This window comes from Pedobacter nyackensis (assembly GCF_900176505.1).
GTDB lineage: Bacteria > Bacteroidota > Bacteroidia > Sphingobacteriales > Sphingobacteriaceae > Pedobacter > Pedobacter nyackensis.
This window is the reverse complement of sequence record NZ_FWYB01000028.1, coordinates 1-14,792: the sequence shown is the minus strand read 5'-3', so window position 1 is coordinate 14,792 and position 14,792 is coordinate 1. Positions and strand designations below refer to the sequence as shown.

At 37.2% G+C, this 14,792-nt stretch carries 18 protein-coding genes and 2 pseudogenes; 8 read left to right on the top strand and 12 right to left on the bottom strand.

The features are described 5' to 3' along the window. The 5 genes from B9A18_RS24835 to B9A18_RS24815 all read right to left on the bottom strand — a co-directional run. Positions 1 to 561: hypothetical protein (locus B9A18_RS24835; protein ID WP_144009617.1), on the bottom strand; the 561-nt coding region annotated here is incomplete at its 3' end. A 49-nt stretch (positions 562 to 610) separates the two neighbouring features. Continuing rightward, positions 611 to 1,381: an NADPH-dependent F420 reductase gene (locus B9A18_RS24830; RefSeq protein ID WP_084292610.1), complete on the bottom strand. Its 771-nt coding sequence runs from the start codon at positions 1,379 to 1,381 to the stop codon at positions 611 to 613. Between the two features lie 29 nt (positions 1,382 to 1,410). Then, positions 1,411 to 1,734 (bottom strand): ArsR/SmtB family transcription factor, encoded by a 324-nt coding sequence (locus B9A18_RS24825; RefSeq protein ID WP_084292608.1) that lies wholly within the window; start codon positions 1,732 to 1,734, stop codon positions 1,411 to 1,413. Continuing rightward, on the bottom strand, positions 1,715 to 2,167 hold the full coding sequence (locus B9A18_RS24820; protein WP_084292606.1) for an SRPBCC family protein: 453 nt from the start codon (positions 2,165 to 2,167) through the stop codon (positions 1,715 to 1,717). Before B9A18_RS24820 ends, B9A18_RS24825 begins: the two co-directional genes overlap by 20 nt. Before the next feature lie 384 nt (positions 2,168 to 2,551). Next, positions 2,552 to 2,893, bottom strand: coding sequence for a GNAT family N-acetyltransferase (locus B9A18_RS24815; protein ID WP_084292604.1), 342 nt, complete (start codon positions 2,891 to 2,893; stop codon positions 2,552 to 2,554). A 260-nt stretch (positions 2,894 to 3,153) separates the two neighbouring features. On the opposite strand from B9A18_RS24815, the gene B9A18_RS24810 reads away from it, so the two are divergent. From B9A18_RS24810 to B9A18_RS24795, 4 genes are all read left to right on the top strand, one after another. Continuing rightward, a complete protein-coding gene (locus B9A18_RS24810) occupies positions 3,154 to 3,492 on the top strand; it encodes a DUF6249 domain-containing protein (protein ID WP_144009616.1) in 339 nt (112 codons plus the stop codon). Positions 3,493 to 3,495: 3 nt separating this feature from the next. Beyond that, positions 3,496 to 4,038: an RNA polymerase sigma factor gene (locus B9A18_RS24805; protein WP_084292600.1), complete on the top strand. Its 543-nt coding sequence runs from the start codon at positions 3,496 to 3,498 to the stop codon at positions 4,036 to 4,038. A 9-nt stretch (positions 4,039 to 4,047) separates the two neighbouring features. After that, on the top strand, positions 4,048 to 4,401 hold the full coding sequence (locus B9A18_RS24800) for a hypothetical protein (protein ID WP_144009615.1): 354 nt from the start codon (positions 4,048 to 4,050) through the stop codon (positions 4,399 to 4,401). A gap of 101 nt (positions 4,402 to 4,502) precedes the next feature. Then, positions 4,503 to 6,038 (top strand): TlpA family protein disulfide reductase, encoded by a 1,536-nt coding sequence (locus B9A18_RS24795; protein ID WP_159452746.1) that lies wholly within the window; start codon positions 4,503 to 4,505, stop codon positions 6,036 to 6,038. A gap of 216 nt (positions 6,039 to 6,254) precedes the next feature. Here B9A18_RS24795 and B9A18_RS25075 read toward each other — a convergent pair whose 3' ends face one another. From B9A18_RS25075 to B9A18_RS24785, 4 genes are all read right to left on the bottom strand, one after another. After that, on the bottom strand, positions 6,255 to 6,407 hold the full coding sequence (locus B9A18_RS25075) for a lmo0937 family membrane protein (protein WP_144009614.1): 153 nt from the start codon (positions 6,405 to 6,407) through the stop codon (positions 6,255 to 6,257). A 252-nt stretch (positions 6,408 to 6,659) separates the two neighbouring features. Further along, on the bottom strand, positions 6,660 to 7,247 hold the full coding sequence (locus tag B9A18_RS24790) for a DUF4142 domain-containing protein (protein WP_084292594.1): 588 nt from the start codon (positions 7,245 to 7,247) through the stop codon (positions 6,660 to 6,662). A 16-nt stretch (positions 7,248 to 7,263) separates the two neighbouring features. Then, complete coding sequence (locus B9A18_RS25590) at positions 7,264 to 7,386, bottom strand: hypothetical protein (RefSeq protein WP_262497694.1); 123 nt, start codon at positions 7,384 to 7,386, stop codon at positions 7,264 to 7,266. A 77-nt stretch (positions 7,387 to 7,463) separates the two neighbouring features. Next, a complete protein-coding gene (locus tag B9A18_RS24785; RefSeq protein WP_084292592.1) occupies positions 7,464 to 7,988 on the bottom strand; it encodes an RNA polymerase sigma factor in 525 nt (174 codons plus the stop codon). A gap of 797 nt (positions 7,989 to 8,785) precedes the next feature. Here B9A18_RS24785 and B9A18_RS24780 point away from each other — a divergent pair. The 3 genes and pseudogenes from B9A18_RS24780 (at position 8,786) to B9A18_RS24775 (ending at position 10,571) form a co-directional block, all read left to right on the top strand. Further along, positions 8,786 to 9,424 carry a hypothetical protein gene (locus B9A18_RS24780; protein WP_084292590.1) on the top strand — a complete coding sequence of 213 codons (639 nt, stop codon included), beginning with the start codon at positions 8,786 to 8,788 and terminating at the stop codon, positions 9,422 to 9,424. Positions 9,425 to 9,454: 30 nt separating this feature from the next. Beyond that, a pseudogene (locus tag B9A18_RS25685) lies at positions 9,455 to 9,550 on the top strand (hypothetical protein); the annotation flags it as partial. 181 nt (positions 9,551 to 9,731) lie between these two features. After that, complete coding sequence (locus B9A18_RS24775; RefSeq protein WP_084292588.1) at positions 9,732 to 10,571, top strand: universal stress protein; 840 nt, start codon at positions 9,732 to 9,734, stop codon at positions 10,569 to 10,571. A 207-nt stretch (positions 10,572 to 10,778) separates the two neighbouring features. Here the strand turns inward: B9A18_RS24775 and B9A18_RS25255 are convergent, their stop codons facing one another. Then, positions 10,779 to 10,943: a hypothetical protein gene (locus B9A18_RS25255; RefSeq protein WP_159452745.1), complete on the bottom strand. Its 165-nt coding sequence runs from the start codon at positions 10,941 to 10,943 to the stop codon at positions 10,779 to 10,781. Between the two features lie 676 nt (positions 10,944 to 11,619). Here B9A18_RS25255 and B9A18_RS25510 point away from each other — a divergent pair. Beyond that, a pseudogene (locus B9A18_RS25510) lies at positions 11,620 to 12,030 on the top strand (KilA-N domain-containing protein); the annotation flags it as partial. Between the two features lie 311 nt (positions 12,031 to 12,341). Here B9A18_RS25510 and B9A18_RS25505 read toward each other — a convergent pair. Together B9A18_RS25505 and B9A18_RS24755 are read right to left on the bottom strand one after the other, a co-directional pair. After that, a complete protein-coding gene (locus B9A18_RS25505; protein ID WP_084292612.1) occupies positions 12,342 to 13,058 on the bottom strand; it encodes a BRO-N domain-containing protein in 717 nt (238 codons plus the stop codon). Between the two features lie 223 nt (positions 13,059 to 13,281). Further along, a complete protein-coding gene (locus B9A18_RS24755; RefSeq protein WP_084292585.1) occupies positions 13,282 to 14,718 on the bottom strand; it encodes a TlpA family protein disulfide reductase in 1,437 nt (478 codons plus the stop codon). Positions 14,719 to 14,792: the final 74 nt, after the last annotated feature.

Genomic DNA, 14,792 nt, shown 5'->3' with positions numbered 1-14,792 from the left:
CATAGGGATAGCTGCCTCCATAATAGCCGCATCAATATTTAAAAAATTTTGCATCTCCTCATAAAAATGTAAAGAGATTTTTTTGGCGGACAACAAATCAGCATACGCTTTTAATTCTGCTTCTTTATTTTCTTTAATACGTTTTAGTAAATTAACAGCGCTGCTATCGTTTTTATAGTAATCCCTTGCTTTATACTGATAAAATTGATTATCCCGTTTTGAGAATAGGATGATGCCGTCCATATTGCGGTCTGTGTAGCTTAAAGCATCCTTTTTGCCATAATCAAACAAAATATTGGTAATTCCAGGCTCAATAATGAAAAAGTATCCATTGATGCGCAACCAGGACGTTTTATTAACGGGAAATTTATAGGTAACTGTACTGTCGGCGCCTAAACTCTGCTCATCAACCGCAACGGGAAACCATGCAGCATCAATCGGATGTTTGATGATCACCTTCTGATCACCAGCATTTAGAACTTTAATCTTTACCGTTGCTTCCTTGGCCTTTAAAATAAAAGACATCAGACTAATGGTAAATAAAAGTAGTAGCTTTCTCATAGTGTAAGATAAAAAAATACCGGGAAATTATTTGTCTTCAGGTGGTTGCTTAGGAATCTGGATACTTATCGCGAAGGTGCGTTAAAGGTTCCCGAAATCCCTTTAGCCATGCCGGAAAGTCTGCCGCCATTAGCAATTGATCGGAATGATGTTTCCCTATAATCAACTCATGCATCTCGGACCAATCTGTTCCCATAGCAACTACCCTTTTTTTGAGTTCAGCCAAATTGATATCCCTGCAATAAATGGTAGAACCCGGCTGCTGCCTCCAGGATTGAGCAATCGTCCCTATATCAAGCGGGTCGAAACCTAAATCATCTACCAGCTGAAACACAATTTCCTTTGCCTTGGCATCATCACCAGAAACAGCCAGAGCGATACGATTTCTATCACCTTCAGGCCTGCCCAGATCATTCAGGCTTGTCGCAAAAATGGAATTAAACACTTTTACCACCGAAATACCCAATTGCTCCTGCATCCACAAACTATCAATACCGCTTTGTTCAAGTTCCGGCAGCACTCCATCACGTAGGTCTGGATAATAATTACCCGTATCAATGACAACCACATTTTTGGGAAGATTCTTAAACAAATTTTTTGGAAGATCCGGAATACTCTTTTGAGGGATGGCAACAACAATCAATTCTTTGTTTTTTACTACTTCTTCTACAGTAGCTGCCTCAGCTCCGGTTTCCTCAGCAAGCTGCTTTAAAGAAGCCGGGCCCCGGGAGTTAGCAATCGAAACGCTATGTCCCAGCTTAACAAATTTTGTTGCCAGGCAGCTTCCTATCTGGCCTGAACCAATAATACCTATATTCATAATTTCGTGTTTTAACAATGCACCTATTTTTAGTTAGGTAATCTCTTATTTAATAACGCTTCCAGCTTTTTCAATTTAGATGCCCAGAACTCATCGAAATAAGAGATCCAGGCTTGCAGCTCTTCAAAGCCATCTTTTTTCAAGGTGCAATACCGTTCCCGGCCAATATCCTTGATAGAAATAAATCCCGCAGTTTCCAATATCTTAATATGCTTTGAAACCGCAGGACGGCTCATGTCAAAATTATCTGCCAGGTTATTTATAGTCAGACTATCCTCCAACAGTAACATCAGCATTTTTCTCCTGTTTGGATCACCGATCACCTGGAAGGCATCAAGACTTGGTATCGCCATATACTGAAGCATTTAAAAGTTCGTCGATTTTGTTGAGTTTTTCCACCCAACCATGATTTAGGCCATTGTAGAAATCCAGGTTCTCTTTTTTCGCGAAACCACTATGTTCCAGGAAAACCTCGGTACCCTTGTCTGCTTGCTGCAATTGCCATACAACGACAGAATCAAGGTTAATCTCGCCACCACCAGGGCCACTGCTCCAGGAATAAGAAAGCTTTTTAAAGGGAATGATCTCTAATACCTTGCAATAGAAGATCCCGTCAAAATCCAGACTCGGTATCGGATTGGTTCTGAATTGAAAGTCATGCCCTAGCACAGGCTGAAAATCATTTTTCATGAGCCACAGCTCCATTAGCTCAGCTTTGGTCAGGTATTCCCAAACTATCTCTTGTGGATGTTGGAAGTAAAATTGGTGTTTAATGATCTTTTTCATAATGAGTAACTTTGAGGTTACTCAAATATATAAGTAACTTGTGAGTTACGCAAATGTTTTTAACAAAAAAACTAAAACCATAACTTATGGAAGTTACACAGAGAAAATACCATTTTTTACTCTTATCGTTTTTATCGATAACCCTGGGAAGTTGCACGAATCAGCAAACATCTGTTTTGCGCATCTTGCCATCTTCAGCTTTCATTTTCAACTATACGATTTCTTCGTACACTTCACTTCCCTCAGCATGAAGTTTCTTTTTCAAATCACTCCAATACCGTCTAGGAACTGAGCTCTCCGTCAAAACCTCAATTACATCAATGATGGAAAAATATCATCCACAAGTAATAGATAATATATTATTCTCCTTTGTAGAAACCCTTATTACATATATTTGCTATTTACATCAGTATAAATCATCTTGTGGATGTTATAGCTTACGCTTTCGTGAAGCATTGTTTTGTATAACTCAGGTAAAAATTTGAAGCCGACCGACTCGTAACACCTAATTGCCGCATGATTCTTTTCCCATGTAAAAAGCTCCACGCGATCCGTATTGTAGAGTCGCTTAGACTCTTTCAATAGCAATTTGATAAAATATCTTCCCAATCCCTGGTTTCGGAGTGATGGCTCTGCAACAAGAATTCTGGCAAGTCTTGGATAGCCGCTTTCTTGAGGAATGATCTCTCCGAACGCAAAGGGCACTCCATCAATTGTATAACCCATCTAAACACCACATTTCCAAACGCAATAGCCATGTAACCCTTCCTGAAAATCGGATTGTGTAAAAGGCGGGATCGAACCGGTGACACGAAGTAGCGCATATTTACGGCACCTTAATACTTTAATTTTAAAAAGTGCAATCATTGCTATAGAAATTAGGAGAACCAACAACTTCATTTATTTGAAGAACATATACTCTTTTAAATAATTGTAACCTTTAAACCAAAAAAGTAATCCAATGATTACAAGCAACAATTCAAATTATGGACAGAACAATAATCTTGGGATTAATAGCAGTAATATTCGGCGTTTGCATCTTTCTCGCCTGGTTCTTTACACATAAGGCACGACATCAGGAACGCATGTTGATGATTGAAAAAGGGATGAATCCTAATGAAGAATCAAATAAAGAAGGAGGACTAAAGTCGATTATGGTTAAGTTAGGAATTTTAATCATTGGCTTAAGTATTGGGCTGGCTGTTATAGCTATTCTTGTTCAGTTTGATTCTTTAGGCAGATCCAATGCAGTTCCGATGAGCATCTTAGGAGTATGTGGCGGCATAGCTTTAGTCGTAGCTAACCGTTTATCAGCCAGAAAATAGTTTATGGACAACGTTTATGCGGAAAAAGTTTGTCGGGGCGATAAAGACGCTTTTAGGTATTTTATCAAGAAGTACAAAGACATGGCGTTCTCTTTGTCTGTATCCATTGTTAAAGATGAATTTATAGCCGAAGAAGTTGTTCAGGACTCATTTGTCAAAGTCTTTAATGGAATGGGATCTTATAATGCTGCATCAACCTTCAAGACGTGGTTTTACCGTATAGTTTTAAATGAGGCTTTTCAGCGTCGGAAGAAACAAAAAAAGGACTTTTTGCAATTTCAACCAGATTATAATGAGGATATAACGGATGAAAGCATTTTGTTTGGCCTTGATAAAGATGAACAGATACACAACATCAATGAAGCGCTGAAAATGCTCTCTGATCGTGAAAGCGTGGTATTAAGGCTTTTTTATCTGGAAGAAGAAAGCATTAAAGATGTATGCGAAATTACTGGCTGGAGCGAATCTAATACAAAGGTTATTCTTCATCGGGCAAGAAAAAGCATGCTGTCTGCTCTTAATAAATTAAAAAAGTTAAACCGTTAAATCATGGCTATGCTTGATAAATTACCCTCAGACCAGTTTTTTTCTGAAATGATGAAACATAGCAAACTGGTAATGCCTTTCAGCGATTTTGAAGAAAGAACAATGGCCCGGATTAATAAGGAAAGTCTGGTAAAACGCTCAGTGGCAAAACACAAGAAGTTCGCGGTCCTGTTTTTTGTAATCGGAACCGGCTTTGGATTTGTACTTACGTTTTTTTTATCCTTAACAGAAACTAATATAGTAGGTATTCCCTCCGATACCTTGTTGCTGATATGTCGCTTAATTTATGTATTTGTTGTCCTCACTCAATTAAACTCCATTACTGCCTTGTTTTCGAAATCCGGTAATTACCACATTACCTAAAAGCATACATCACATCAAAAAAATTATAACAGGAGCAATTATGCGTCTGGCGGGAATTGCTATGCCCGATCAACATGGCTTTACAATACAATTTCATTGAAATGAAAAAATTGAACTTTATCTTATTACTAGTTGTTTGTACTACAGCATGCTTAGGACAGCAGCTTACACTTACCGGCACTGTTATCGGCGCAGCAGGGCATGACTCTATAGAAGTAAACGAATCCTATGATGGGAATTATTGGAAAAATAATTCACGATATTTAAAACCAGATGCCTCCGGTAACTTTCACGAATCCTACATATCCAGTGTGCCAAAAGTGATAACGCTCATTTATAAAGGGCATAAACAGCGGTTGTTACTAAGTTCCGGTCGACCTCTGCACGTTATTATTCATGCCAATGCCCCCGATAATTTGTTCAGCTTTAGGGGAAAGGCTAAAGCCGAAAACGATCTGTTACAAAAACTTAAACTGGAGGATGAAGGTAATCTTCCTTTTATAAAAGAGCTGAAATTGAAAAACTCCTATGCAACCTGGTCTGTCGATTCCATTATCTATATGAAGTTGCCGGCAATTAAAAACGGCCTTGACAGTACCCATCGCGTAATTCAACAGGCACATTTGCCGTTAAGTTTAGAAAAAGTAATTGCAGCCGAAGTAAAATATTTTTATGCAAATGGGGTATCCCAAAATTTAGGCAGCCGATTAAACAACCGAAAAAATCGTAGTGATTTTCACACTCGTTTCATAGAGACAGTTTGGTCATATTTTACCTTACCGACAAAGGATGAGCTAAATACCAACATGAGTGCAAATGCGTACTTAGATAATTACTTCAAATTTAAACTGTGGAAAGCAATGTATGTTTATAGGACTGACAAGCATAAAGAACATGCTGACAGCGTATTTAGGCACAATACCGGTGTAGCCTACAAGGACTTGGAAAATGATCCCGACCGGAGTAATGAGGTATATCTTTTTTCGACACGCCTGAAAAATATGATGCCTCAATATGCCTGGGAAAAACATCTAACTCACCTGTTGCATAATTTTTGTATGTCAGGGCAGTTACAATCTGCAGCTAAATTGTTTAATTTCATTAAGGCTAACTGTACCAACAGCGAATACATAAAAGCATCAGAAAAAGTATTTTCTCCGTTAAAAAAAGCAAGAGACCAATATGCAAGTAACCTTAATATTAAGATCACGCCGGATTATAGGGCTACATCATCATTAAGCGCTCTTTTGGCTCCATATAAGGGTAAAATTGTGTTTATTGATATGTGGGGCACTTGGTGCCCGCATTGTATAGAAGACATAGCTTTTGTGCCTGCATTAAAAGAGCGCTTAAAAGGTAAGGATATTGTATTTTTATATATAGCAAGGGATGAGGACAAAGATGATGAGGTATGGCGAGACTTTATTTTTGTTAATAATATCACAGGAGAACACGTCCGAAAAACCGCAGACCAAATAGCCAACCTTTGGAATGAACTTGGCGTTGCTGATAGCGAACAGGCCTATCCGTACTACTTAATTATAGATAGATCAGGCAAGATATTAGTTAGCAACGCCAAACGTCTAAGTGATGGAGATAATTTATATCACCAGTTGGAAATGGCAATCAATAAATGACCTCACTACTATGCTGGTTTGTCTAATTTGACAAACACATCTCATGCCATTTCTCGAAGGATTTATTGGAAGTTATGATCGTGGATTTGATAACCGATATGGATATATGTGGCTCATTTGTCGCAGTCCGTGCAGATAAAACCCATGCTTATCATATATTTAAAATAAGCTTATACTAAATTGGTAAATGCAGCACCGTATACCGCCCAGTATTTACTATGCTGCTCTACGGATGACACCCAGAACGATTGCTATGATAGCTATGACGATCAGGATATGAATTATTCCTCCGGTATAATAACCTCCGAGGAAACTTATTGCCCAAATTATTACCAAAATGACTGCAATTATATAAAGTAGATTTCCCATGGTGTTTTATTTATAAGAACATGAAGTGTTTAGTAACATCTGTTTAGTATCTTTTTTCTCTTGTTCCGGTATCTGATTTTGATCTTGCATCGTTGTAAATTTTAGTTAGGATATAACATAACTTTTCGGAATATGTTTTGATTTTTGCATAGTTATTGGCATATATTTTTAATAGTTTTGAGAAAGAATAGCTGAATAAAATTAATCCCGGGTAGCGCCGGGATTTTATAAGATTGATAGCAATGAAAAAGATTATTTCATGCCCTCATGAATTTTGTTAATCATATCCAGATGTGATTGTACGATCGGGGCTGTTTTCATAGCAAAGGCTCGTAATTCTGCGTCTTTTCCGTCTTTAGCTTCATCCTGCATCAATTTGAGTTTTTTCTTATGCCCATCAATCATAGTCTCAACATAGGTTTTATCAAAGTCATTTCCAATCTTCACATTTAGTTCATGCATTTTTTTCTGATGTTCATCATCTAAAATAGCTGGTAAAGTGATGTTTTTTATTTTGGCTATAGCCATGAGCTCTTCATTTGCTTTGCTATGGTCGGTAATCATCATATTGGCAAAATCTTTAATTTTAGCATTGGTGGTTTTTTGAACTGCAAGTTTGCCATATTCAACTTCTGCCATTCCGCCAACAGCTGCTTTGGTCGTAAATTCGGCATCGGATTCTCCTACGGCGATTCCACCTGTAGCCATGATATCTGTTGTAGTATCTTTGACTTTGTTTAGGCTATCCGCTGTTTCTTTTGCATCTTTTGTGCCATTACTGCATCCCTGGAATGCAAAGGCAGCTACTGAAATAGATAATGAATAGATTAATTTTTTCATAGTGGATTATTTTTGTTTATAATGATTTGTTCTTCTTGGATAGCTTTTCGCGCTCATTTTCATCGTCGTCTCTTTTATTACCTAAATCAGTTTTTGGAATATCATCTTCCTTTATTTTTTCATCAGGTTTACTTTCCATTAAAGGTTTTAGAGAATTTAGCTTCTTTACCTTCTTTATTTTTTGCTTTCATGACCCTTCTGTTTTTAAACCATAACTCAGTTAAACTTTTTAAATGCTGTACACACTTTCAACTTATGCTTCAGGAAAATCCTTGCGCAATGAATCCTGGTTTTTACTGTTCCCAGAGGAATATCTAATTCCTTTGCGATTTCATGATATTTATACCCTTCAAAATATCTTATAAACGGATAATAATATTCATAAGGAAGTTTGCCTAGTACTTTATGGATATCTTCAAGTATACATTTGCCTTCTCCATCATTAGTGGAAGAATTGTTCAGAAAATCTTGTTCCGCCCGCTGTAAACTTTCAGCTTTAAAATTTTTTAGCTTATTATTTTTCCGGTAATTATTAATAAAGGTATTCTTCAGGATTATATATAGCCACCTTCTCATACTCGTTCCAGCTTCAAACTTTTCTGAGTGTCTTATCGCTTTCAGCATCGTATCTTGCACCAGATCATTTGCATCATCTTCATTTTTGGTAAATAGAAATGCAAAATGGTGTAAACTATCCTTAAAGGCAAATAACTGCCTGCTAAAATCCATTACCTCTTTCATAATCTTCCTTGGTAGTTAAAATTAAATAATCTGTCCTAGTTTTATCCGGAGGGAATGGAAGTCTAAAGCGTATTCAGTGGGTATTTAAATCAAATTATCCCGGACCTTTTTACAAAAAACAAATTCCACCATTAGTAGTTTTAAAACAAGGTTAAAACAGGTAATTATCGCCGAACCAATACGTATTTTACCCAAAATATTGGAATTGAAATCTTCATTCTCCGGCTAAATTTCGGGATATGTTCATATTAAGATTGTGAAGGCAAATAACTATTTTTTCCCATATGGGAAACCAAGGGTTTCAAAAGTTCAAACTTTGGGTATACAAATACTTAAACAGATGAATAGAGAAACCACTGTGATGGGGGTTCTTTCCTGCTTTAGAAGCAGGCTATGAACGAAAAAATTATGGAAACACTGCAAATTGAGTTCAACTGTACAGCGATTGCTAAGGCTGGCTGTGTTGAGCTTTGGTTTTAGCTACTAAATGACTTTACGTCCCCAGACCAGAACCGCTATCCTTTTGCGTAGTGTGAGATATCTTCGAACTAAAATGATTTAGCACCTGCCAATTTAGACAAATCATGAACAATATTGATTCATGTGTGTTTTATGTGGGCAAATAGTATTCTGACAAATAGGGAAAAGAAAAACACACTATCCACCCCGTGAAGAAAGACACGATCAAGCGCTAGATGTGTGTATAGGGATTGGAAACTGGATTGATATAAACAAAATGCCCGTTGATGATCTTCTAATCCTTACCTTAAATTCATAATTTCTAATCTATTGAAACCATGGACACAAAAAATGAACAAAATGCACCCGGAGCAGCAAACGTACCTTCTCAGTATACAGGATCAACAATGAATGCCATGGAACAGCTCGTGCTAAGTTCTGAAGCAGAAGCAGTTCACTTTTTTCAAACCGTGAAGGAGCGTTTACTAGACGTTAATCGCTGGAGTGAAATTGCTGGCGAAGGCATGTCAGACTTTTTTTTAACAGATGCAGCTGGAGCACTTGTACAGCGTAAGGCAACAGGTGGGGATCACATTAAGATAGACATTCCTGGACCAGGTACCCAAGCTGGTGAGGGCTACGATTGGGTCACAATAGAAGAGATCAAAGCGGAGGTGCTGGATAATGCTGAAGTATTGAGCATGACCGCCAGACCATCGGCTAATCCTTTGACAGCTGGGGAGGATACCGCACATTTTCTCACCGATGAAGCGACTTCTACTTTCCAGGTGAAGCGCATTGGCAATACAATTTATGCCGAAGAGCATGCTCGCAACGAGGTGCCAAATACCGATACTGAAAATACGTTGGATAACATCCGCAATACTTTTGTAGGTTGGGGTGCGAAAGTTGGTTTTTCCTATCCGCAGTGGAAAGCATTAGTTAAGGGTTTTCTGAACCATGATACCCCGTATTAGGCTACCTAATTCTTTCCAAAGCCCGGAGCTACAGTATCTATGCCGTTGGATTGGGAGGAAGTAAATCCGGGAATGACAATGAAAGACTTTATGATTTTTAATGCCCTGGATCGCCTGAAGGAAACAGGTGATCTTTTTAAAGGGGTACTGGGTAAAGGTATTGACCTTAGTAAGGCGATCTTGAGGCCAAGGAAGGATTTGGATAAACTCTTCTGCGTGTTCAAACCATTTGATACTTCAGTTGTTATTAGGTTTCAATCTTCCTGCTGCTTCACTCTCTTTCTGTTAAAAAAAAAGATGAGATATCATGACAACTTCAAAACAAAATATACTGGTACTGACGGATTTTTCAGATACGGCTTTAAATGCCGCGAGGTATGCTGTTGCATTAAGTCGTCAATTACGTCCTTCCCGAATTTTACTCTGCTATTCAGATTATATTCCTCCATCTATTGACATTCCATTGCAAGATGCAATGAGAGATGAACATGAATTTAAAAAAAATGACGATCAGTTGAAAGCATGGAAAAGCCAACTAAAATTGCTAGCTGATGAAGATACTTTAATTGATATCCACATTGATGAACGCCCGCTGGGTTTTGCAGTAAATGAATTGAGTGAAGAACAATCCATAGGGTTGGTGGTTATGGGATTAACGGGGAAAACACGTTTGGAACAAGTGTTAATTGGAAGTAATACTATTGCTATTGCCAAATCCGGCAACAGACCCTTATTGATTGTACCTGAGGATGCAAAATTTATGGGCATTTCAAAAGCAGTTTTTGCTTGTGATTTCAAACAAGTAGATCCGGTTATACCTTATGACTCAATTAAGAATTTTGTCCGGTCATTTAATGCAAGGCTGTTAATTTTAAATGTAGACAGGTATGATGAACGTCAATTCAATCCCGAAGTAAAAGCTGCGGAAGCAAAATTACGGAGTGAATGGGGAGGGGAAGTAGAATTCCATTTTACCCATGACAAAGATGTTGCAGAAGGTATTACAGCATTTGCAGTGGAACATGAAGTGGATTTGATTATTACTGTTCCACAGGAATACGGTTTTTTTGAAGGACTATTTCACCGGAGTGTGACTAAAAAAATGACTTATCATACCGATATTCCATTATTGCTTTTTAAAGGATAAATTTTTGTTGTTCAATGTGGCCGTCCAACTAATAAAATAGAATCTATGGGTGATACGACAACCCATGGATTACGTGGTGGTTAATGCGTCCAATGCGCCAGGTTCACAGGCCCGGATACATGGTTAGCAATTTTGCCCGTAAGTTTTTACCTCTTATTGAGAAACATCATCTGGAAGCACTTAAACTGAAGTAGGAGTAGAGACGCCTTAGTGCGAAGGTTTTTCAGAAGGATCCTGTTTAAGTGTTTCAGTCAATTTTGGTTTGCCCCACTCTTTATCCTCTCTAAAGTCTTCATCTGAATGAAAATAATATGGAGCTTTACCCGAAGGAGATTTTTTATTAGATTTTTTGCCTGCTTTTTTAGTTTTCATAATTCATAACATTAATACTGTGTCGAGTAACATCTACATTCTTAAAAAGTTTGTCATAAGGCTCCAGTTGTAAAGCACATTGTCTACCCTTGAAGAGTATCATGTAGAAATAGGTAGTTTTTTTACAGACTTTTTAGATCGCTTAAATAATGGACAGGGATATTTCGATAACATTGATTTAAAAAAGTAATGCTTATGCCTGGTTGGGAATTAGAAAATGTTGTAGAAATTCAAAGGAAGTCCCCGTATACTTTTTATAAACCCTCGGATAGTATAATTGATCAGTTAATACCTGGGGAAGCTCCTAACTTATATTCTTGTTTGATTCTAATGACCCTGAGGCTCCCGGTGCAGAATGAATGTGAGTAATAATGGACTCAGTTGATGAGTATGGTAATTATTCTGGCACTTTAGATAATGCCCCCGTTTTATATAAAAGATTTAAAGGCTGGAGATCACATCGTGTTTAGGAAAGAGCATAAAGGGACTTACCTTTTTGCTGCAATGGTTAAGACCATTCTCCAATAAATTGAAAAATCAATTAGATAATTAATAATTAAACTAGATAATCATTTTTAAGTGTAAAATATTTCTATATATTGTTGTTTTATTTCTTTTTGGTTATTAATAAGGGTTTGTTTAGATTTACATTATTCACCATTAATAGGGTACTGAAATGAGCAAATCTAATAAATTAACAGTCCAAAAAATAGATATATCCGTATCAAGTGTTAATAACGAGGATTATTTCTCATTAACAGATATTGCGAAATATAGAAATCGATCTGAGCCATTTTCAATAATAAATAATTGGATGAGAGGTAGAACTACACTTGCTTTTTTGGGACTCTGGGAGGTGTTAAACAATGTTGCTTTTAAACCTCTCGAATTCGAGAGGTTTAAAAGCGAAGCTGGACATAATTATTTTGTTCTATCTCCACAAAAATGGATCGAAAAAACGAACGCTATTGGAATCATTTCGAAATCAGGAAGGTATGGAGGTACGTTTGCGCATAAAGACATTGCTTTTGAGTTTGCGTCCTGGATTTCTCCAGAATTTAAACTTTACCTAATTACTGAATTTCAAAGGCTTAAAAATGATGAGATGGTACGTTTAAATCTCAATTGGAATTTTCAACGTACACTTGCAAAAGTAAACTACAGAATTCATACCGATGCAATTAAAGAGAAAATTATCCCATTAGAATTGACCAAAGAGCAGTCTGCTGTAATTTATGCCAATGAAGCGGATCTGCTAAATGTTGCATTATTCGGTAAAACAGCTCAGCAATGGAAAAATGAGAATCGTAACTTAGAAGGCAATATCCGTGATTATGCCACATTAGAGCAACTCGTTGTGTTAAGCAATATGGAAAGTATGAATTCGGTTATGATACATCAAGGTTTAGCACAGAAAGCAATTGCATTTTCTTTTAGACCTTCAGCCTCGTCACTTTCTGCAATCTGTCGAGTCGATAATTCTGCGAGTGCAGTAAACAACAATTCTGCCTCGGTCATATGGTCCCGAAGGTTTTGCTTTTCCAGGGCTTTTATATCTTTATGCGTCTTTACCGTCATACCCGTCCATTCCTGATGAATGATATTAGTCAGCAAAGCAAACTCATCTCCTTTTTGTACTCCATGCTCCTGCCAATAATCGGTTAATTTATTCCTGGTCTCCTGTCCAGACATACGCTGTTGAATCCACTTCTCACTTCGTCCAGCCTTCTGCCAATTTTCTCTAGCCCTATCCAGACTCTGTTCCGGATCAGATATTTCCTGCATACGTTCATAGCCAACTTTTGCCAACCACGTTTTAAATGGTTCAGCCTTGGGCGAGGGGATAGATTGGATTAAACGGAGTAATTGTTCCGTATCGGCAACATCTGTTTTGCGCATCTTACCATCTTCAGCTTTCATTTTTAACTGTCCCAAGAATTGGGACAGTTGACTTCCTTCATCTCTCAACTTGGTCTTTAAGGCATTCCAATACTTTCTTGGTCTAGGGCTCTCCGTCAAAACCTCAACTACATCAATGATGGAAAAATACCATTTCTGATCTGTTTCTCTCCATTGTGAACGAATTCGCTTGCTTTCAAACAATTTGATATCCATTTTATAAAGATTAAGAGCTAAGTTAAGCAACTTTAAATCCCGCATCCACAAGTAATAGATAATATATTATTCTCCTTTGTAGAAACCCTTATTACATAAAAACTATACCTGACGATATGTTATCAAGGCAATAGGAATTCCACCTACTAATTCAAGAAATAAGCCAAAAACAGGTAAAAATAAATATGCCCTTACATCAGGAATGGGCAATTACCGAAAAAAACTATTTTTTGAGCTCAGTGGTCAGTTGGCTATAAAGCTGCTCTTTGTCGCTGGGTTTAAGTGTATTTGCATTGATAACCTTTCCTCCGCTAACTAAAATATAACGAGGTATGGCATAACCTTTCCCATCCCAGAATTTATCCATTAGATCTTGTAATAATGCTTTATTTGCCCTGATATGCCAGCCCTCCAAATTGTAATACTTGATCATGGTTTTCCATTGTTCATCCACTTCATCTTTGTCTGTTGAAATGAACAGCATTTCGATTCCTTTAGCGTTGAGGAATTGCTCCAGATCTTTGCTATACTTAAATTCTGCTTTACATGGCCCACACCAGGTGGCCCAAACATCTATAAAAACGGTTTTATCTCCAAATTGGTTAAGCAGCTGTGCAAAGGAATTAATCCTTCCATAGTCAGCAATTATTTTTTGTTTTTGATTTAAATCTTCGTTTTTTTTCTTATTAAAATCCTCAATCTGCTTTGCGTTACTTTGTAAGTGACTTGAGAAATTACTTTTCGGATATTGTTTTTTAAAATCATTAAATAACTCAAGTAAAACAGGCTGAAATTTATCTTGCATCATTTCATTCCACAAAAAGCTCACCATCAGGTATTCGCGCATTTTCCCTTTAAAGGCTGTTTCAAAACCATGATATTTAGCCTTTAAATAGTCACTTTCATTTTTGATATTTAACGTAATACCTTTCTTTAGGTTTAAATAATATTGCAAATAGGTGTATACGTAATAGTCGGCATGCATATAAAAGTCCGGGTGAAAAGTATCCCGAAGATTTGTTAACGGATGTTTTTTATATGCATTTGCCCACATTGCGTCTAAATCTGCATTTAGTTTTTTGGTTTTCGCTAAAACAAGCATAGGGATAGCTGCCTCCATAATAGCCGCATCAATATTTAAAAAATTTTGCATCTCCTCATAAAAATGTAAAGAGATTTTTTTGGCGGACAATAAATCAGCATACGCTTTTAATTCTGCTTCTTTATTTTCTTTAATACGTTTTAGTAAATTAACAGCGCTGCTATCGTTTTTATAGTAATCCCTTGCTTTATACTGATAAAATTGATTATCCCGTTTTGAGAATAGGATGATGCCGTCCATATTGCGGTCTGTGTAGCTTAAAGCATCCTTTTTGCCATAATCAAACAAAATATTGGTAATTCCAGGCTCAATAATGAAAAAGTATCCATTGATGCGCAACCAGGACGTTTTATTAACGGGAAATTTATAGGTAACTGTACTGTCGGCGCCTAAACTCTGCTCATCAACCGCAACGGGAAACCATGCAGCATCAATCGGATGTTTGATGATCACCTTCTGATCACCAGCATTTAGAACTTTAATCTTTACCGTTGCTTCCTTGGCCTTTAAAATAAAAGACATCAGACTAATGGTAAATAAAAGTAGTAGCTTTCTCATAGTGTAAGATAAAAAAATACCGGGAAATTATTTGTCTTCAGGTGGTTGCTTAGGAATCTGGATACTTATCGCGA